Source organism: Schumannella luteola (assembly GCF_013408685.1).
GTDB classification, from domain to species: domain Bacteria; phylum Actinomycetota; class Actinomycetes; order Actinomycetales; family Microbacteriaceae; genus Schumannella; species Schumannella luteola.
The window spans coordinates 2432258-2451148 of the sequence record NZ_JACBZY010000001.1 but is presented as its reverse complement, the minus strand read 5'-3'; the positions used below and the strand labels follow the sequence as shown (position 1 = coordinate 2451148).

Annotated in this window: 16 protein-coding genes; 7 read left to right on the top strand and 9 right to left on the bottom strand. The window is 70.0% G+C overall.

Features of this window, described 5'->3' with window-relative positions; all coding sequences use genetic code 11:
• Window positions 1-33: 33 nt before the first annotated feature.
• Genes BJ979_RS11035 through murI form a run of 5 tightly spaced genes read right to left on the bottom strand, consistent with a single transcriptional unit; the run spans window position 34 to window position 4310 of the window.
• The gene (locus tag BJ979_RS11035; RefSeq protein WP_179567833.1) at window positions 34-1350 is read right to left on the bottom strand and encodes an Nramp family divalent metal transporter; all 1317 of its coding nucleotides are present in this window, start codon (window positions 1348-1350) and stop codon (window positions 34-36) included.
• Window positions 1351-1406: 56 nt separating this feature from the next.
• The gene (locus BJ979_RS18170) at window positions 1407-2063 is read right to left on the bottom strand and encodes a metal-dependent transcriptional regulator (protein ID WP_179567831.1); all 657 of its coding nucleotides are present in this window, start codon (window positions 2061-2063) and stop codon (window positions 1407-1409) included.
• Window positions 2060-2650, bottom strand: coding sequence for an RdgB/HAM1 family non-canonical purine NTP pyrophosphatase (gene rdgB, locus BJ979_RS11025; RefSeq protein WP_179567829.1), 591 nt, complete (start codon window positions 2648-2650; stop codon window positions 2060-2062). Before rdgB ends, BJ979_RS18170 begins: the two co-directional genes overlap by 4 nt.
• A gap of 2 nt (window positions 2651-2652) precedes the next feature.
• Entirely contained in the window at window positions 2653-3441 is a 789-nt protein-coding gene (gene rph, locus BJ979_RS11020) for a ribonuclease PH (RefSeq protein ID WP_179567827.1), read from the bottom strand.
• On the bottom strand, window positions 3438-4310 hold the full coding sequence (gene murI, locus BJ979_RS11015) for a glutamate racemase (protein ID WP_179567825.1): 873 nt from the start codon (window positions 4308-4310) through the stop codon (window positions 3438-3440). The genes rph and murI overlap by 4 nt, the downstream gene beginning before the upstream one ends.
• 150 nt (window positions 4311-4460) lie before the next feature.
• Between murI and BJ979_RS11010 the strand changes: the two genes are divergently transcribed.
• Window positions 4461-5753, top strand: a complete 1293-nt coding sequence (locus BJ979_RS11010) for a nicotinate phosphoribosyltransferase (RefSeq protein WP_179567823.1) — start codon at window positions 4461-4463, stop codon at window positions 5751-5753.
• 82 nt (window positions 5754-5835) lie between these two features.
• Here BJ979_RS11010 and BJ979_RS11005 read toward each other — a convergent pair whose 3' ends face one another.
• From BJ979_RS11005 to BJ979_RS18165, 3 genes are read right to left on the bottom strand one after another with little or no spacing between them, the layout of a single operon-like run.
• Window positions 5836-6117: a DUF3039 domain-containing protein gene (locus BJ979_RS11005; RefSeq protein WP_179567821.1), complete on the bottom strand. Its 282-nt coding sequence runs from the start codon at window positions 6115-6117 to the stop codon at window positions 5836-5838.
• 4 nt (window positions 6118-6121) lie between these two features.
• Complete coding sequence (locus BJ979_RS11000) at window positions 6122-7609, bottom strand: hypothetical protein (protein WP_179567819.1); 1488 nt, start codon at window positions 7607-7609, stop codon at window positions 6122-6124.
• A gap of 47 nt (window positions 7610-7656) precedes the next feature.
• A complete protein-coding gene (locus BJ979_RS18165) occupies window positions 7657-9468 on the bottom strand; it encodes an ABC transporter ATP-binding protein (RefSeq protein ID WP_343046669.1) in 1812 nt (603 codons plus the stop codon).
• A gap of 336 nt (window positions 9469-9804) precedes the next feature.
• Between BJ979_RS18165 and BJ979_RS10990 the strand changes: the two genes are divergently transcribed.
• The 5 genes from BJ979_RS10990 to BJ979_RS10970 all read left to right on the top strand — a co-directional run bounded on the left by BJ979_RS10990 (window position 9805) and on the right by BJ979_RS10970 (window position 13688).
• A complete protein-coding gene (locus BJ979_RS10990; RefSeq protein WP_141163234.1) occupies window positions 9805-10497 on the top strand; it encodes a phosphocholine cytidylyltransferase family protein in 693 nt (230 codons plus the stop codon).
• Between the two features lie 99 nt (window positions 10498-10596).
• Window positions 10597-11433 (top strand): ABC transporter permease, encoded by an 837-nt coding sequence (locus BJ979_RS10985; RefSeq protein WP_179567817.1) that lies wholly within the window; start codon window positions 10597-10599, stop codon window positions 11431-11433.
• The gene (locus BJ979_RS10980) at window positions 11433-12251 is read left to right on the top strand and encodes an ABC transporter ATP-binding protein (RefSeq protein WP_179567815.1); all 819 of its coding nucleotides are present in this window, start codon (window positions 11433-11435) and stop codon (window positions 12249-12251) included. Before BJ979_RS10985 ends, BJ979_RS10980 begins: the two co-directional genes overlap by 1 nt.
• Window positions 12252-12386: 135 nt before the next feature.
• Window positions 12387-13328 carry a hypothetical protein gene (locus BJ979_RS10975; RefSeq protein ID WP_246286753.1) on the top strand — a complete coding sequence of 314 codons (942 nt, stop codon included), beginning with the start codon at window positions 12387-12389 and terminating at the stop codon, window positions 13326-13328.
• Window positions 13329-13421: 93 nt separating this feature from the next.
• Window positions 13422-13688, top strand: coding sequence for a hypothetical protein (locus tag BJ979_RS10970; RefSeq protein ID WP_179567813.1), 267 nt, complete (start codon window positions 13422-13424; stop codon window positions 13686-13688).
• A 1-nt stretch (window position 13689) separates the two neighbouring features.
• On the opposite strand, the gene BJ979_RS10965 is transcribed toward BJ979_RS10970, so the two are convergent.
• On the bottom strand, window positions 13690-13989 hold the full coding sequence (locus BJ979_RS10965; RefSeq protein WP_179567811.1) for a helix-turn-helix domain-containing protein: 300 nt from the start codon (window positions 13987-13989) through the stop codon (window positions 13690-13692).
• A gap of 122 nt (window positions 13990-14111) precedes the next feature.
• On the opposite strand from BJ979_RS10965, the gene BJ979_RS10960 reads away from it, so the two are divergent.
• Window positions 14112-18800, top strand: a complete 4689-nt coding sequence (locus BJ979_RS10960; RefSeq protein WP_179567809.1) for a type ISP restriction/modification enzyme — start codon at window positions 14112-14114, stop codon at window positions 18798-18800.
• Window positions 18801-18891 lie beyond the last annotated feature (91 nt).

Here is an 18891-nt window from a genome sequence, read left to right as displayed (position 1 = left end):
CTCAGGCTCTGACGCTGGCGCTGACGCCGCGGCTCAGCCGCCCGCGAGCAGCAGCACCACCAGCACGACGTTGAGCGCGCTGAGTAGCGCGACGGCGGCGACCGCCAGCACGGTCGTCCACCAGCGGTTGACCGCACCCCCGAGCACCGATCGGCGTGCCGTCAGCACCGCGAGAGGGATGAGCGCGAACGGGATGCCGAACGACAGCACGACCTGCGAGATCACCAGGGCGAGCGTCGGCTCGACCCCGCTCGCGATGATCGCGAGCGCCGGGATGAGCGTCACGGCCCGACGGGCGAGCAGCGGGATGCGCACGCGCAGCAGCCCGCGCATGATCTCGGCGCCGGCGTAGGCGCCGACCGAGCTCGACGCCAGTCCGGAGGCGAGCAGCCCGACGGCGAACAGGGTCGCGACGACGGGCCCGAGCGCGTCGCGGAGCGCGGCGTGCGCGCCCTCGAGCGTCTCGGTTCCGCCGACGCCCTGCAGGGTCGCGGCGGCGAGCACGAGGATCGCGACGTTGATCGTGCCGGCGATCGCGAGCGCGACGGTCACGTCGATGCGCGTCGCGCGCAGCACCCGCGGCAGTCGAGCCGGCTCGACGGCGCCGAACCGGTCGCGGGTGAGGGCCGAGTGGGCGTAGATGGCGTGCGGCATCACGGTGGCGCCGAGCACGGATGCGGCGAGCAGCACCGAGTCGGCGTCGGCGAAGCGCGGCACGAGTCCGGCGAGCACGCCGCCCGCCGAGGGCGGCGCGACGACCACCCCGGCGCAGAACCCGATGCCGATGATCGCGACGAGCCCGATCACGATGCGCTCGAACGACCGCCCCCGGCCCGACCCGTGCAGGGCGAGCAGCAGCAGCGAGACGGCGCCGGTGATGAACCCGCCGGCCAGCAGCGGCAACCCGAAGAGCAGGTTGAGCGCGATCGCGCCGCCGACGATCTCGGCCACGTCGGTCGCCATCGCGACCACCTCGGCCTGCAGCCAGTAGGCGCGGCGGGCCCAGGGCGAGCGGAGGCGCTGCCCGAGGATGCTGGGCAGGCTCTCGCCGGTGACGAGCCCGAGCTTCGCCGAGAGGTACTGCACGAGCCAGGCGATGAGGTTGGCCCCGACGACGACCCAGACCAGCAGGTAGCCGTAGCGGGCGCCGGCGCTCATGTTGCTGGCGACGTTGCCCGGGTCGAGGTAGGCGACCCCGGCGACGAGCGCGGGTCCGAGCAGGAGGATCAGCCGGCCGGTCGAGGCCGCGCCGCGCGCGCCGGACCCGCCGGTCGCGCCAGCCGTGCCGCCGGCGTGGCGCGCGCGGTCGCCCTCCTCCGCCGTCGAGGGGGCACGGGTGTCGGAGCTCATCGGGCCTCGCAGATCTTTCGGTCGACCAAAATCATGATTTCGGTGCGCCGAAACTATCACTCCGGCGAGTCGACGACCACCCAGACCGCGTTCTCCGCATCCATCGACACGTCGCCCGCGCGCACCGACGAATCGAGGCCGATCCCCCGTGCGGTCAGCTCGCGCAGCACCGCGGGATCCTCGTCGCTGATCCGGGTGACGACGCCGACGACCCCGCGGGTCAGCTCGGCCAGCAGGAAGCCCCGCGTCGCCGGCACCGCGCCCTCGGAATCGGGTATCGGGTCGCCGTGCGGGTCGCGCTCGGGATACCCCAGTCGCGCATCGATGAGGTCGAGCATCCGGTCGCTCAGCGCGTGCTCGAGCACCTCGGCCTCGTCGTGCACCTCGTCCCAGCCGTAGCCGTACTCCTGCACGAGCCAGGTCTCGACGAGGCGATGGCGTCGCACCATGCGCAGCGCCTCGGCCTCCCCCGCCGCGGTGAGCGCGATCGCGCCATAGCGAGGATGCTCGACGAGGCCCTGCGCCGTCAGTCGCTTCACGGTCTCGGTGACCGACGACGGCGCGAGGCCGAGTCGCTCCCCCAGACGCTTCGGGGTGATCGGCTCGTGCTGCCACTCGGTGTGGCCGTAGATGACCTTGAGGTAGTCCTCGACGACCTGACTGGGCGTGCGGGAGACCCGCGTCGCGCCGTGCTCGCTGCTGGCCGGACTCACGCGTCCAGGGTAGAGCGCACGAATCCGATCAGGGCGCCGAAGGCCTGCGCACGGTGGCTCACCGCGTTCTTCTCGTCGGCCGTGAGCTCGGCGGCGCTGCGCGTCTCGCCCTCGGGTCGGAAGATCGGGTCGTAGCCGAAGCCGCCGACGCCGGCTGCCGCCTCCAGCACATCGCCCGGCCAGCGGCTCTCCTCGACGTGCTCGACCGTGCCGCCCTCGCCCGGCAGCACGAAGGCCGCCGCGCAGACGAATGCGGCGCGCCGGTCGGCGATCCCCGCGAGGTTCGTCAGCAGCAGGCGCAGGTTGTCGCCGTCGTCGCGGGTTCCGGCGTACCGCGCCGAGTGGATGCCGGGAGCGCCGCCCAGCGCATCCACCGCGATCCCCGAGTCGTCGGCGATCGCCGGCAGACCCGTGTGCTCGGCCGCCGCCCGCGCCTTGATGAGCGCGTTCGCCGCGAAGGTGTCGCCGTCTTCCACCGGCTCGGGTCCGTCGTAGCCGACGAGCTCGTGCTCGCCCAGCCGGTCGCCGAGGATGCGCCGCAGCTCCTCGACCTTGTGCGCGTTGTGCGTGGCGAGCACGACCTGCATCGTCAGCTGCCGATCCGGCCGAGCGCCTCGGCGATCGCGTCGCCCTCGAGTCCGAGTGCGGCGCGCTGCAGGCGGGTCAGCTCGGCGGTGCCGGCGAGGCCCAGCTCGAGCAGGCGGTCGAGCTCGGCCTTGTCGAAGGGCGCGCCCTCGGCGGTGCCCTGCACCTCGACGAAGAGGCCGCGTCCGGTCGCGACGATGTTCATGTCGGTCTCGGCCGTCGAGTCCTCGGTGTACATGAGGTCGAGCAGCGGCTCGCCCTTGACGATGCCCACGCTGATGGCCGACACCGAGTCGGTCAGCGCGACGGCCTTCTTGCCGATGAAGCCCTTCTCACGACCCCACTCGATCGCATCCGCCAGCGCCACATAGGCGCCGGTGATCGCCGCGGTGCGCGTGCCGCCGTCGGCCTGCAGCACGTCGCAGTCGAGCACGATCGTGTTCTCGCCGAGCGCCTTGGTGTCGATCACGGCCCGCAGGCTGCGGCCGATGAGACGCGAGATCTCGTGCGTGCGGCCGCCGATCTTGCCCTTCACGGCCTCGCGGTCCATGCGGTCGTTGGTCGAGCGCGGCAGCATCGAGTACTCGGCGGTGACCCAGCCGCGGCCCTTGCCGGTGAGCCAGCGCGGCACGCCGTTCGTGAACGAGGCGGTGCAGAGCACCTTGGTGCGGCCGAAGGAGATCAGCGCGCTGCCCTCCGCCTGCTCGCTCCATCCGCGCTCGATCGTGACCGGGCGCAGCTGGTCGTGCGCGCGGCCGTCGGCGCGGGGTCCGGTTGCGGTGCTGTCGGTCATCGGGGTCCTTCCGGTTGCGGGATGCGGTGGATCGGGATCGTGCCGGTCTCGAAGGTCTCGACGTGCGTGACCTCGGGCCCGAGGAAGCGGGCGGCGAGACGGCGGAAGCCGACCTCGTCGGCGCCGGTCGCTTCGAACTCGCGCGTCGCCGGGGCGGCGTCGCCGGTCGCGGCGATGTCGTGCGAGACGAGCACGCGATAGAGATCGGCGGCGGTCTCGTCGGCGCTCGAGACGAGGGTGACATCGGGGCCCATGACGTAGGAGATCGCGGCGGCGAGCAGCGGATAGTGCGTGCAGCCGAGCACGAGGGTGTCGATGCCGGCGTCGCGCAGCGGCGCGAGGTACTGCTCGGCGACGGCGAAGAGCTCGGGGCCGCTCGTGACGCCGGCCTCGACGAACTCGACGAAGCGCGGGCACGCCGCTGTGGTGAGGCGGATGTGCGCGGCGGCCGCGAAGGCATCCTCGTAGGCGCGCGACTTGATCGTGCCCTCGGTGCCGATCACGCCGATGTGGCCGTTGCGGGTGTTGCGCACGGCGGCGCGCACCGCGGGCTGGATCACCTCGATGACGGGGATGCCGTAGCCCTGCTCGAAGCGCTCGCGCGCGTCCCGCAGCATGGCGGCGGAGGCGGTGTTGCAGGCGATCACGAGAGCCTTCACCCCGCGGGCGACCAGGTCGTCGAGCACTTCGAGGGCGTAGCGGCGCACGTCGGCGATCGGCTTGGGGCCGTAGGGGCTGTGCGCCGTGTCGCCGACGTAGAGCATGGATTCGCGCGGCAGCTGGTCGAGGATCGCGCGGGCCACCGTCAGACCGCCGACACCGCTGTCGAACACGCCGATCGGGGCGTCGGGCGCGGGAGCGGGTGTCACGTCGTCCGAGCCTAGTCGTCGGCCGGTGGGCGCCCGCCGAGCGGGACCGCGCGCCGTGCGCAGCGTGCGTGGGTGCCGACCACCCGTCGTGCGCAGTGCGCCCGCGTGCCGACCGTGCGCGCCGTGAACCGCGCGTCCTAGGCTCGCCCCATGACCAGCGCGCTGCTGACCGACCGCTACGAGCTCACGATGATCGACGCGGCGCTGCGCGACGGCCGCCACCTGCGTCCGAGCGTCTTCGAGCTGTTCGCCCGCCGCCTCCCCGCCGGTCGCCGCTACGGCGTGGTCGCCGGCACCGGGCGCTTCCTCGAGCTGCTGCGCGACTTCCGCTTCGGCGAGGCCGAGCTCGACTGGCTGCGCCGCGAGAACGTCGTGTCGGCCCCGACGGTCGACTTCCTCGCCGACTTCCGTTTCACCGGTCAGGTGCACGGCTATCGCGAGGGCGAGCTCTACTTCCCCGGATCCCCGCTGCTGGTCGTCGAGGGAGGCTTCGCCGAGGGGGTCATCGTCGAGACTCTCGCACTGAGCGTGTTCAACTACGACTCCGCCGTGGCGAGCGCCGCCGCGCGCATGGTCTCCGCCGCCGACGGCCGCCCCCTCGCCGACATGGGATCACGCCGCACCGGCGAGCGCTCGGCCGTCGCCGCCGCCCGCGCCGCCTTCATCGCCGGCTTCCGCGCGACCAGCAACCTCGAGGCGGGACGCACGTGGGGCATCCCGACGATGGGCACAGCCGCGCACGCCTTCACCCTGCTGCACGACAGCGAGCAGCAGGCGTTCCAAGCGCAGATCGACGCGCTCGGCGTCGGCACGACCCTGCTGGTCGACACCTACGACATCACCGAGGGCGTCGCGACGGCAGTGCGGGTCGCCGGACCGGAGCTCGGCGCCGTGCGCATCGACTCGGGCGACCTCGCGCCCACCGTCGCCGCCGTGCGCGCGCAGCTCGACCGACTCGGCGCGACGCGCACGACGATCACCGTGACCAACGATCTCGACGAGTTCGCGATCGCGGGCCTGCGCTCGGCGCCGGTCGACTCCTACGGCGTCGGCACCGCGCTGGTGACCGGCTCGGGCGCTGTCGCCGCCGGCATGGTCTACAAGCTGGTCGCCCATCATGACGGCGACGGCGCGTGGGTCAGCGTCGGCAAGAAGTCCGAGGCGAAGGCGACCGTCGGCGGCCGCAAACAGCCGGTGCGCCGTCTCGTCGACGGCGTGGCGGTCGAGGAGACGATCTACGTCGAGGACCCCCCGGTCGGCGCGGATGCCGGGCGGATGCTGCTGGTCGACCTCGTGCGCGACGGCGTCGTCGACGAGGACGCGCTGGGCGCAGAGGGCACGCTCCGGGCGCGACAGCACCACGCCAGCGCGATCGCCGAGCTGCCGGTCGAGGCGCAGTCGCTCGCCCGCGGCGACGCCGCCATCCCGACCGTCTACCGCTGAGCGGGATGCGGCACGGCCGTCCTGCGACCGCTGACGCCCGGCTCCTCGCGCGGCGCGCATGCGGCGCCGGACGATCAGCGGGTCAGTGCTTCATCCGCTCGTAGATGCGCTGGCAGTCGGGGCAGACCGGGAACTTCTCCGGGTCGCGACCCGGGATCCACTTCTTGCCGCAGAGCGCCTTGACCGGCTTGCCGGAGAGCGCCGACTCGAGGATCTTCTCCTTCTTCACGTAGTGGGAGAAGCGCTCGTGGTCGCCCTCTTCGAGCTGCGCGTCCTCGAGCAGCTGCTCGAGCTCGCGGTCGAGCACATCGATGCCGCCGGCGCCGCCCTGGTCGGGGTCCTGAGTTCTGCCCTGGAAGTCCACGGCCCTAGTTTCGCACGGAGAAGGCGACCAGCTCCGGGCCGCGGCGCTCGAAGCTGCGCCCGCCGAGCCAGATGCCCAGCACCGCCGCGATCAGCCCGGCCCCGATCCCCGCGAGCAGGGCGATCGTGTCCCAGTCGCCGCCCTGCTGCAGCCACAGCACCGTGGCCGTCGCCGCCGGTGCGATCACGAGCAGCACCGCCGCGAAGCTGAGCGTCTGAGCGCCGGCGCCGCTGCCGGAGCTCGACGGCGCCTCGAAGCCCTGCGCTCCGGGCGGCGGAGCCGCGTACGGGAAGCGCGCAGAGACCGCGCTCGAGACGCCGATCCCGCCCAGCAGCGCTGCCGAGCCGAGGCCGATCAACGGGGCGACGAGCGCCCAGTCGCCACCGGCGAGTGCGCTCAGCGGCACACCGATCGCGAGCAGCACGAGACCGATCACGAACGGCGGGATGGCGCGGCCGAGCCGGTCCCACACGCCGCGCACACCGGCGACGACGTGGCTCCACACCGCGCTCGAGTCGAAGGCGACGTCGTTGTGCATGGTCGCCCAGCCGAGCACCACGAGCATCGCCGGAACCGGCACCAGCGCGAAGTACTCGGCGGGCACCTTGCCGACGACGCCCGCCACGAAGGTCACGAGCGGGATCACGGGCAGCACGATCAGCGAGACCCGGTAGCGCGGATCACGCAGCCAGTACGCGGCGCTGCGCGCGGTGATCGCAGCGAGCCGACCGCTCGGCACGAAACGGAAGGCGCCGAGGGCGTCGTCGACGACCTCCTCGGACCGCGGTGCCCGGCGACCGTGGAACTCGCGCCCGATGATGAACCACCAGACGACCCCGAGCAGGGCGACGACGCCGATTCCGATGAGGATGACTCCCCAGGGCGAACTGCCGTCGGCGATGCGACCCGGCGCATCCCACAGCGCCCCGAACGGCGTGACGGCGAGGAACGCCCCCACCGGCACGAGCGCCGCGCCGAGATAGCGGGGGTCGGCGAGCGGCGGGGCGAGCAGCAGCGCGGCGAGGGCCAGGAGCACCAGCGCGACCGCGACGCGCACCGGGGTGCCGTGCTCGCGGCGGATGAGCCAGGCGCCCAGGGTCGAGCCGAGGCGCACGAGCTGCAGACCGAGGATGACGAGGACGACGCCCGAGACCACCGCGACACCCACGGCGCCCGGGACCGCCGCCCATCCGCTCGAGACGATGACCGTGTACAGCACCAGCAGCGCGGCCGGCAGAGACAGCAGGTCGGTCAGCGGCAGAGCGAGGGACAGGAAGCCGGGAGTGAGCCCGTAGCCCACGAAGCCGCGTGCGTGCAGCGACTCGTCACGCGCGGTGACGACGGGCAGCAGCAGGGCGATCAGGAGCACGAGGCTGCCGGCGGTCGTCACGGCCGGGCGGAAGATCCAGTCGTTCGCGCCGGCGAGGCCGGCGATCTGGCCCGCCACGACGACCACGATCGCGATCGACACGAGCGCCGTCACGACGGACACGATCGCTCCCCGCGGAGTGCGCAGACGGTTGCCGAGCAGCGTGATCCTCAGCCGGAGAAGCTCTGCAACCACTCCATGCCCTCCACTGCTCCCGCGCCGCCGGCCAGCTCGACGAAGCGGTCTTCGAGCGACATGCCGCCGAGCACCTCGCGCATCGAACCCGAGGCGAGCACCGAGCCCTCCGCGATGATGGCGACCTCGTCGCAGACGCGCTCGATCAGATCCATGCTGTGGCTCGACAGCACCACCGTGCCGCCCGCCGCTGCGAAACGACGGAGGATGCGGATGATCGCCGCCGTCGACACCGGGTCGACCGACTCGAAGGGCTCGTCGAGCACCAGCAGCCGGGGCGCATGGATCATCGCCGAGGCGAGCGCGATCTTCTTGGTCATGCCGACCGAGTAGTCGGAGACGGGACGCGCGAGCGACGCTGTCAGCCCGAAGGCGATCGCGAGGTCTCGACTGCGGTGCGCGATCGTGGCGCGGTCGAGGCCGCGCAGCGAGCCGGCGTAGTGCAGCAGCTGCGCGCCGGTCAGCCGGTCGAAGAGACGCAGGCGATCGGGCAGCACGCCCATGCCGTCGGTACGGGCGCGGCGCCCGGCCCAGACCTCGGCGCCGCGGACCTCGATCGCGCCGGCGTCGGGGCGCAGCAGGCCGGTGATCATCGAGAGCGTCGTCGTCTTGCCGGCGCCGTTCGGGCCGACGATGCCGAAGAACTTGCCCGCGTGCACGGTCAGATCGACGGCCTTGACGGCGTGCACCGAGCCGAAGCTCTTCGTCAGGCCGCGCACGGTCAGGGCGACCTCGGGGCCGTTGTCGGCGTCCGCCGGGGTCAGAACGTCATCGAGAACCGACTCGGCGACCGTGATGCTCGGGTCGAGCACCAGTTCCCGCTGAGCGACCGGCTCGTCGGCGAAGAGCGAGGCGGGAGGCGCGACGCGCGGCGCGGTCTCGACGACGGGCGACGCCGCGACGGGCTCGGGCTCGGGCTCGGGCTCGGGCTCGGGCTCGGGCTCGGGCTCGGGCTCGGGTGCACTCTGCTCGACCGGCGCGGGGTCGACGATGCGCACCGAGGTGGTCGGCACGTCGGATTCCGGAGTGTCGGCGGCGGGGTCGGCGACCGACTCGAGGACGGGGGCGTCTTCGGTCACAGCAGGATCCTCACCCGGCTCGCCCGTCGATGCCAGGGGGTCTGCCCCGATCTCCTCCTCGAGGATGACGGTCGCAGAGGCCTCCGCCTCCGCATCGGCGGCATCCGCGCCGGCACTCTCCGTCTCGGTCTCGCCAGGAGCTTCGACCTCGGCGGCCGAGTCGCTCTCCACGACCGGCGTCGGCTCGTCGACTGCGGCGGCTTCGTCGAGAGCAGCGGCCCCTTCGACCGCGGCGCTCTTCTCGCTGGTTGCCGCCGCGCCGCTGCGCTCATCAGCGGCGACCGTGCTCGGCTTCGGCGCGTAGGCGCGCGAGACCGGCTTGCGGGTTCGCGGGCTGGTCGCCGCGCTGCGGCTCGATGAGGTGCCGCTCTTCGCCGGCGTGCGTGAGGTGGATGAGGTGCGCGAGCCGGCACCGGAGGCCGCGCCCTTCGCAGCGGCGGCCTTCGCTGCCGAGGTGGTACGGCGGGCGGCGGGCTTGGCCGTGCTCGGTGTCGACGGGGTGGACCCATCGCCCTCGACGGGAGTCTCGGCGGCAGGATCCGCGGCGGGCTTCTTCGTCGAGCGGGAGCGCGCGGGCGTCGTGCGCGGGGTGCGCGACGCGCTCGGAGAACGACTCGCTGACGAGGATGTCGCGGCCGATCGCGAGGTCGAGCGACGCTTCGGAGCGGGGGCGCCCTCGGCGTCCGGAGCCGGCTCGTTCGTCGTCACCTGACAACCTTACCCATGCCGTACCCGAGTGAAACCCACGGCGTCGGGGCGTGACATCCCGTCGACGCCGCGGCGACCGGACGGGTGGACCGGTCGGGTCTCGCCCGATCACGAAGCGGTCACGAAAAGGTCGCAGAACCCTGGGCGCGCGTGACCGGAGATAGTTCGCCTGGCTAAACTTCCGGAGCACGACGTGGTGTCCGATGTGAGTCGGCGCGGTGAACTCCGCGTGAATCGGTCGCCGAAACGCGAACACGCGGTGACCCGCAGGAGTCCAGCTCCCGCGAACTTCCCGCTCACGACTCTCGGACACCCCCGATCGAGGAGAATTCACACGTGACCACGCAGATCGTGATCCTGGCCGCCGGTATGGGCAGCCGACTCGGACGCTCGCTTCCGAAGCCCCTGACGGAGCTCAGCGACGGCCGCACCATCATGCAGCAGCAGTTCGACAACATCCGCGCCGCCTTCGGCAAGAAGGCCAAGGTGACGATCGTCGTCGGCTACAAGATGGAGTACATCGTCGAGGCCTTCCCGCAGGCCGAGTTCGTCTACAACGAGCAGTACGACCAGACCAACACCTCGAAGAGCCTGCTGCGCGCGCTCAAGGCGTCGAAGGACGGCGGAGTGCTCTGGATGAACGGCGACGTGGTCTTCGACCCGGCCGCGCTCATCCGCGCCGCCGAGTGGGTCGAGGGCGACCGCAGCTTCGTCAGCGTCAACACCGCGAAGGTCTCCGACGAGGAGGTCAAGTACACGGTCGACGCCGAGGGCTTCATCGACGAGCTCTCGAAGACCGTCGTCGGCGGCCTCGGCGAGGCGGTCGGCATCAACTTCGTCTCGAGCCGCGACAAGGCCGGTCTCATCCGCCAGCTCGGCAAGGTCGGCGACCAGGACTACTTCGAGCGCGGCATCGAGCTGTCGATCGAGCAGGACAAGACGCGCTTCGAGCCGGTCGACATCTCCGACCTCTACGCGGTCGAGGTCGACTTCGCGGAGGACCTCGAGCGCGCGAACCTCTTCGTCTGACCTCGGACGTCTGAAGATCGCGACGGATGATCTGAAGGCCTTCTCAGGAAGGCCGCACGGCGGCGGCTCGCTTCGGCGGGCCGCCGCTATCGTTTCCCTGTGAGCACCACCACCAGCACCACGGCGACGGCGCTCGGACGCACCTGGTCGCCGGCGACGCGCTACCGCCGATCGCTCTGGCTGCTCACCTCGCGCGATCTGCGCGTGCGCTACTCGACCTCGGCGCTCGGCTGGGTGTGGTCGATCCTCGACCCGCTGCTCATGGCCGGCATCTACTGGTTCGTGTTCACGCAGGTCTTCCAGCGCGGCATCAACCACGAGCCGTACATCGTCTTCCTCATGGCGGCGCTGCTGCCCTGGACCTGGTTCACGGGCGCGATCGGCGACAGCACCAAGGCCTTCACGCGCGACGCCAAGCTCATCCGCTCGACCACGATCCCCCGCTCGATCTGGGTGACGCGAATCGTGCTCTCGAAAGGCATCGAGTTCCTGCTGAGCCTGCCGGTGCTGGCGCTGTTCATCGTCGCCTCGCAGTTCACGAGCCACCCGGCGGTGCTGAACTGGCAGCTGGTCTACTTCGTGCCCGCGATCATCCTGCAGGCCGTGCTGACGGTCGGGATCGGGCTCATCGTGGCTCCGCTGGTCGTCTTCTTCCGCGACCTCGAGCGCGCGGTTCGGCTCATCCTGCGTCTCGCGTTCTACGCCTCGCCGATCATCTTCAGCCTCGACGACCTGCGCCGCGTGCATCCGGCCTTCGAGCTGATCGGCTCGTTCAATCCGCTCACGGGGATCATGTCGCTGTACCGCGCCGGGCTGTTCCCGAAGGAGCTCGATTGGTTCTCCATCGCGATCAGCGCGGGGATGACCGTGGTGCTGCTCATGATCGGACTGCTCGTGTTCCGCCGCTGCCTCCCCGCCGTGCTGAAGGAGATCTGATGGGCGACGTGAGCTCCTCGGTGGCGGGCCCCGCCGCCGCGCGTGCGGCGCACCCCGACGCGGAGGTCGCGATCCGGGTGTCGGATGTCGGCATCCGGTTCAAGCGCAACCGCAGCTCGCGGCGCAGCTTCAAGGATCTGCTGTCGGGTCGCAAGCGCCGCAACCGTCCCGGCGAGTTCTGGGCGCTGCGCGGCGTCTCCTTCGACGTGCGCCCCGGCGAGGCGATCGGCGTGGTCGGCCGCAACGGCCAGGGCAAGTCGACGCTGCTCAAGCTCGTCGCCCAAGTCGTGCTGCCCGACGAGGGCAGCGTGTCGGTGCGCGGCGGTGTCGCCCCGCTGATCGAGATCACCGGCGGCTTCGTCGGCGACCTGTCGGTACGCGACAACGTCTACCTGACCGCGGGGCTGCACGGCATGCGACGCCGCGAGATCGACGCGGTGTTCGACGAGATCATCGACTTCGCCGAGATCGCCGACTTCGTCGACACCCCCTACAAGCACCTGTCGAGCGGGATGAAGGTGCGCATCGCCTTCTCGGTGATCTCCCGCCTCGAGGAGCCGATCATGCTGGTCGACGAGGTGCTCGCGGTCGGCGACAAGGCCTTCAAGGAGAAGTGCTACGCCCGCATCGAGGAGATGCTGGCCAGCGGACGCACGCTCTTCTTCGTCTCGCACAGCGAGCGCGATCTGCTGCGCTTCTGCACCCGCGGGCTCTACCTCGACAAGGGCGAGCTGCGACTGGATGCGCCGATCAAGCAGGTCGTCGACCGCTACAACGCGGAGTACGGGCCGAAGAAGCCGGCGCCGAAGAAGGCCTGAGCCGGCCGCGCTCCTCGGCCGTCTCCCGCGCGGCGCGCCGCCCGCGGTAACGGTCGCGACACGGCTTGCTGATCCTCTTCTGAGTCGCGCCCGGGAACGCGGCGAGGCCCGGAGGCGGCCACGTAGGTTGGCGCCATGCCCCGATCCGACTCGACCCCGAAGGCCCTGCGCCGCGCCGCCGAGGGCGATGTGCACCCCAAGTTCGCGACCGGTTTCGACCGTCTGCTGAGCGTGCAGCGTCCGGTCGTGCTGGCGCACATCCGCGGCATCCGCTCCCGGCACCCGCAGGCCTCGCCCGCCGAGGTCATCGCGATCCTCGAGAAGCGCTACCTCGCGGCCGTCACGACGGGAGGAGCCGCCGTCGGCGCGGCGTCGGCCATCCCGGCGGTCGGCGTGGGCGCCTCGATCGCGCTCTCCGGAGTCGAGACCGCCGGCTTCCTCGAAGTGAGCGCGCTGTTCGCGCAGTCGGTGACCGAAGTGCACGGTATCCCCGTCACCGATCCGGATCGCGCCCGCACCCTCGTGATGACGATGATGCTCGGCGGCGGCGGCGTGGATCTGCTCAAGCAGTTCGCGGGGCAGGCAGCCGGAGCAGGCGTCGCCCGCTCGGCCTTCTGGGGCGAGATGGTCTCCTCGGCACTGCCGAGCGGCGCGGTCGGCGTCGTCGCCGACCGGCTGAAGTCAGCCTTCCTCAAGCGCTTCGCCGCCTCGCAGGGCGCCGGCGTCGTCGGGCGGATGCTGCCCTTCGGCATCGGCGCGGTCGTCGGCGGCACCGGCAGTCACCTGCTCGGCCGCAAGGTCGTGACCTCGTCGCGCACGGCCTTCGGCCCGGCGCCGGTCGTGTTCCCGGCCGAGCTCGAGCCGCGCGTGGTGGCGCCCGGAGAGGACCGCCGTCCCCGCCTGCCGCTCCCCCGTCGTCGGCGCGCCGATGCGGCTGCCGCGGCGGACGACGTCGCCGGCGCGGGGATCCTCGGTGGCACCCACGTGATCGACTGGCGACGCCGGGGCGCTGGCGAGCCCGACGCCGATGTCGAGCAGAGCAGCGAGGGCGCCGCGCGCACCGAGCCGACCCGCTGAAACGAAGGGAACATCCCCCTCCACAGCACCGCCGACCGCGTGTTCTGCACAGGATTCGGTCCGGCGTCAGACGTGTTCCCTACCGTCCGAAGCGTGAACCCGTACCTCGTCCCGTTCGAAGTCGATCGTGAGACCACGCGCGGGATCGTGCTGCGCAACGTCGGGCCGGAGAAGCTGCGCGGGGTGTCGCTCATGCTCACCGGAGCGGGACTGATGCCGCTCGTGCACGCCGCCGTCCTGCCGCCGGCGACGGCACTGCGAGTTCAGGTGCGCGGCGCCGATCTCGCCCTCGATTCGGCGATCATCGTGCGGTGGCTTCGGCCCGACGGCTCCGAGTACCTCTGGCGGATCGTCTTCTAGTTCAGCCGCGGCGGCGACCGCGCTCGGCGACGAAATCGGCTGCGGAGTACGGAGCGTTCTTCTTCGGCAGGTGCTCTGCCGTGATCCCGGCGATCAGCGTGGATGCTTCGACTCCCAGAACGTGGGCGACTCGCACCAACGTGTCGAGGTTCGGATTGCCGATTCCGCGCTCGATCCGCCCGTAGTTCGCGACGTTCAGTCCGGCGAGATTCGCGAGCTCCATCTGAGTCACGCCGACCCGGATCCGCTCGATCCGGATGCGCTCGCCGAGCAGGCGCGCGGCAGCGGATCCGGTGGGCATGCGTCATGCCTATCGACCGCCAGCACAGGAGACGAGATCTAGAACGCGTGATGCTTTAATGCATCACGCACGGAGCATGTCTCATCGAGACCCGACCCGCCTCCGTCGCAGGGGGAACGAGCGTGACCACGATCCGTGAGCTGTTGGCCGAGTACGCGCAGATCGCGCCCGACACCAGGACCAAGGGCCTCTACTTCGAGCGCCTGGTCAAGAAGTTCCTCGAAGAGGACCCCTACTGGAGCGCGCAGCTCGAGACGGTCTGGCTCTGGAACGACTGGCCCGGACGCGACGGCAAGGTCGACACCGGGATCGATCTCGTCGCCGTCTCGCCGTCGGGCGAGGTCTGGGCGATCCAGTGCAAGTTCTACGCCGAGAGCTACTACCTGCAGAAGGGCGACATCGATTCGTTCTTCACCGCCTCCGGCAAGACGCCGTTCACGCGCCGCCTGATCGTCAGCACGGTCGCGAAGTGGTCGAAGCACGCCGAAGACGCACTCGAGGCGCAGCAGATCCCGGTGCAGCGCATCGGGCTCAGCACGCTCGACGATTCCCGCGTCGACTGGTCGACCTACCGATTCAGCGATCCCGACCGCGTCGGGCTCCGCGAGCGGAAGCAGCTGCGCGACCACCAGGTGAAAGCGCTCGGCGACGTCATCACCGGGTTCGGCGAGAGCGATCGCGGGCAGCTGATCATGGCCTGCGGCACCGGCAAGACGATGACCGGTCTGCGCATCGCCGAGCGCGTGGTGGGCTCCGGCGGGTCGGTGCTGTTCCTCGTGCCGTCGATCGCGCTGCTCGCCCAGACGCTGACGGAGTGGACGCAGGAAGCCGAGCTGCCGATCCGCAGCTTCGCGATCTGCTCCGACAACCAGGTCGGCCGCAACGCGGAGGACCTGCGGCTGCGCGACCTCGAGATCGGCGCCACGACGAACGCCGAGCAGCTCATCGCCGCGCTCGCGACTCCGACGAGCCCCGAGACGATGACCGTGTTCTTCTCGACCTACCAGTCGATCGGCGTCGTTCACGCCGCTCAGGAGGCCGGGCTCGTCGACTTCGACCTCGTGCTCTGCGACGAGGCGCACCGCACGGCGGGCGTCATCGAGATCGAGGAGAAGCGCTCCGACTTCGTGCGCGTGCACGACAACACCTTCGTGCGCGCCGACAAGCGCCTCTACATGACCGCCACGCCGAAGCTCTACGGCGAGTCCGCGAAGCGCAAGGCCGATGAGGCTTCGGTCGAGGTCGCGAGCATGGACCGGGTGGAGGTCTTCGGCCCGGTCTTCCACAAGCTGGGCTTCGGCACCGCCGTCGAGCAGAACCTGCTCAGCGACTACAAGGTGCTGGTGCTCGCGGTCAGCGAGGACGCCGTCAACGAGAGCTTCCAGAAGCAGTTCGCTCTCGCCGGGAGCGAACTCAACATCCCCGACGCCGCGCGCGTCGCCGGCATCTACAAGGCGCTCTCGAAGACCGCGGTCGAGGGACTCGACGAGGCGTCACGGGCTCCGATGCGTCGCGCGGTCGCGTTCGCGACGAACATCAAGGCGTCGCAGCAGGTGCAGCAGATGCTCGACGGCAACGCCGCGCTGTCGACGGCGGTCCCTCGACGCGCCGCTGACCTCGTGATGCAGGCGCAGCACGTCGACGGCTCGATGAACATCCTCGAGCGCACACAGCATCTCGACTGGTTGAAGGGCGCGATCACCAAGAACGAGACGCGCATCCTCACGAACGCGCGCTGCCTCAGCGAGGGCGTGGATGTGCCGGCGCTCGACGCGGTCATCTTCCTCAATCCGCGCAACAGTCACATCGATGTCGTGCAGAGCGTCGGTCGCGTCATGCGCAAGGCCGAGGGCAAAGACTACGGCTACGTCATCCTGCCGATCGCGATCCCCGCAGGGTCGACGCCCGAGGAGGCACTCGACGACAACGACAACTTCCGCGTCGTGTGGCAGGTGCTGCAGGCGCTGCGCGCCCACGACGACCGCTTCGCGGCGACGGTCGAAGCCATCCGACTGAACCCCGGCGGCACGAAGAGCGACCAGGTGCAGGTCATCGCGATGAAGGACTTCGCGCCCAACCGCGACAGCGACGAGAGCACGGGGAGCTCGACGCAGCAGCGGCTCGACTTCACGCCGCTCGGCGAGGAGTGGAACGACGCGATCTACGCGAAGCTCGTGCGCAAGGTCGGCGTGCGCGAGTACTGGGAGAACTGGGCCGTCAACGTGGCGGAGATCGCGACGCGGCAGAGCGCCCGCATCCGCCAGCTGCTCGACACGAAGGCTGGCATCCGCCGCGAGTTCGACCGTTTCGTGAAGGGGCTGCGCGCCAACCTCAACGAGAGCATCACCGAGGGCGACGCGCTCGACATGCTCGCGCAGCACATCATCACCGAGCCGGTACTCGAGATCCTCTTCGACGACTTCAGCTTCCGCGACAACAACCCCGTCGCCGCAGCGATGGGGCGGATGCTCGACGCCCTCGCCGACACCAACGTCGACTCGGAGACGAAGGAGCTCGCCGACTTCTACGCCGGCGTGCGCCGCAGCGTGGGCCAGATCACCGACGCGCAGGGCAAGCAGCGCTTCCTCAAGCAGCTCTACGAGCGCTTCTTCCGCCTGGCGATGAAGAAGGCCTCCGAGCGGCTCGGCATCGTCTACACACCCAACGAGATCGTCGACTTCATCCTGCGCAGCGTGGATGAGCTCTCGCGCGAGCACTTCGGCAAGGGTCTCGCCGACGAGGGCGTGCACATCCTCGACCCCTTCACCGGGACGGGCACGTTCCTCGCGCAGCTGATCCTGGACAAGGAGCTGATGCCCGATCACGCACTCCCCCACAAGTTCCGCAACGAGCTGTGGGCGAACGAGATCAATCTGCTCGCCTACTACGTCGCCGCCGCGAACCTGGAGCAGGCGTACCGCTCGCGGATGGGCGGCAACTACGTCGCCTTCCCGCACATCGCCCTGACCGACACGTTCCAGAACACGGAAGACGGCGACCAGCTGGATGCCGAGGGCGTGTTCGAGCAGAACAACGAGGTCGTCGTCAAGCAGCAGTCGACACCGATGTCAATTGTTCTCGGCAACCCGCCGTGGGCCGTCGGACAGACCTCAGCCAATGAGGACAACCAGAACCTTCGCTATCCGACCTTGAGATCACGGATCGACGAGACATACGTGTCTGGCTCTGCCGCGACGCTCTCGAAGTCGATGTACGACGCGTATGTTTCGGCATTCCGGTGGGCGAGCGATGGGGTCGCGAAACCCGGGATCGTTGCGTTCGTGACGAACAGCGGATTCCTGTCCGGGAACTCTGCCGACGGGTTCCGGAAGGCGCTCGTGGACGAGTTCGACGAGATCTACGTCTTCAATCTGCGAGGAGCCACCCGAGAACCCGGCCCAGGAGCCGGCGGCAATGTCTTCGGAGTTCGAGTCGGGGTGGCGGTCACCGTACTCGTTTCGCACGGAGGCGAGCGAGGATCAGTTCATTACGGCCAGAGCGTCGATAACGCGAGCGTCGGAGAGAAGCTGGCAGAGCTCAGGAATGCGAGTATTCGTTCTCTCGCGACTGCGACTATCGTCCCGAACCAATCGGGCGACTGGCTGGATCAGCGCACTGACCAGTTCAGCTCGATGAGCGCAATGGGCGAGACTCGATCCGACCCCGATGGTCTGATCGGCCAATACGGAATGGGCACCGCAACCAACAGAGACGCATGGGTTTACTCCAAGTCGGCCGTTGACGTGCTCGCGCAGGTCGGACGGCTGATCTCCGAGTACAACCGCCAGGTCGAAGAGCGAACGAGAGCCGGCGCGCTGGAACTCGAGCGCGATCCGAAGCGCATCAGCTGGAGTCGCAAGCTGGTCCGGGCTGCTGATGGGGCGGTCAGGCTGCAATCCCCGACGCGAAAGGCGCTCCGTGAAGTTCTCTACCGTCCTTTCAACCGCGAATTGCTCTTTGTCGACCGGACACTGAACGAGAGCCCGAGCCGCCTCACCCGTCAGATGACGGATTCGAACCGCGCGATCGTGGTCACCTCACCGAGTTCGCATTTCGACTTCTGCTGCGTCGCCACCGATCTTCCGATCGATCTTCACACGCTGGACTCGGCTCAGGCGGTTGTCCGTTTTCGGACCCCCGAACCTGCGGAGGGCGAACTCGATGTCTTCGGCGCGAGCGATCCGATCGACAACGTGACCGACGAGATCCTCGCCGAGTACCGGCGCGACTACGACGCAGCGATCACGAAGGACGACATCTTCCACTTCGTGTACGGCGTGCTGCACTCCCCCGAGTACCGCACCCGCTTCGCCGCCGATCTCAAGCGGACGCTGCCGCGCATCCCGAAGGTCGGCGACTTCTGGTCCTTCGCGAACGCCGGCAAGGAGCTCATGGAGCTGCACATCGGCTACGAGGAGGCCGAGCTCTACGAGCTGGACGGCGTCCCGGCCGATGACGAGCACCTGCTCGTGACGCAGATGAAGTACGGCGGCAAGCGCGGCGCCGACAAGACGACCGTGATCTACAACGAGCACGTGACGCTCACCGGCATCCCCGAGAAGGCGCAGGAGTACAAGCTCGGCTCGCGGTCGGCGCTCGACTGGATCCTCGAGCGGTACCGGGTGAAGACCGACAAGGCGTCCGGCATCGTCAACGACGCCAACAAGTGGGGCGAGGAGCACGGGAACCCGCGCTACATCCTCGAGCTCATCCAGCGCATCGTGACCGTGAGCCTGCGCACCGTCGACCTGGTCGACTCCCTGCCGCCGCTGAACATCCCCGACGACCCCGCCGCGGCGTCCACGACGTGATCAAAAGGTGATCGGTCGCCAACTGTCGCTCTCCGACACGGATGGCGACAGCTAGCGACCGATCACCGTCTACGGAGTCCGATCACCCGCG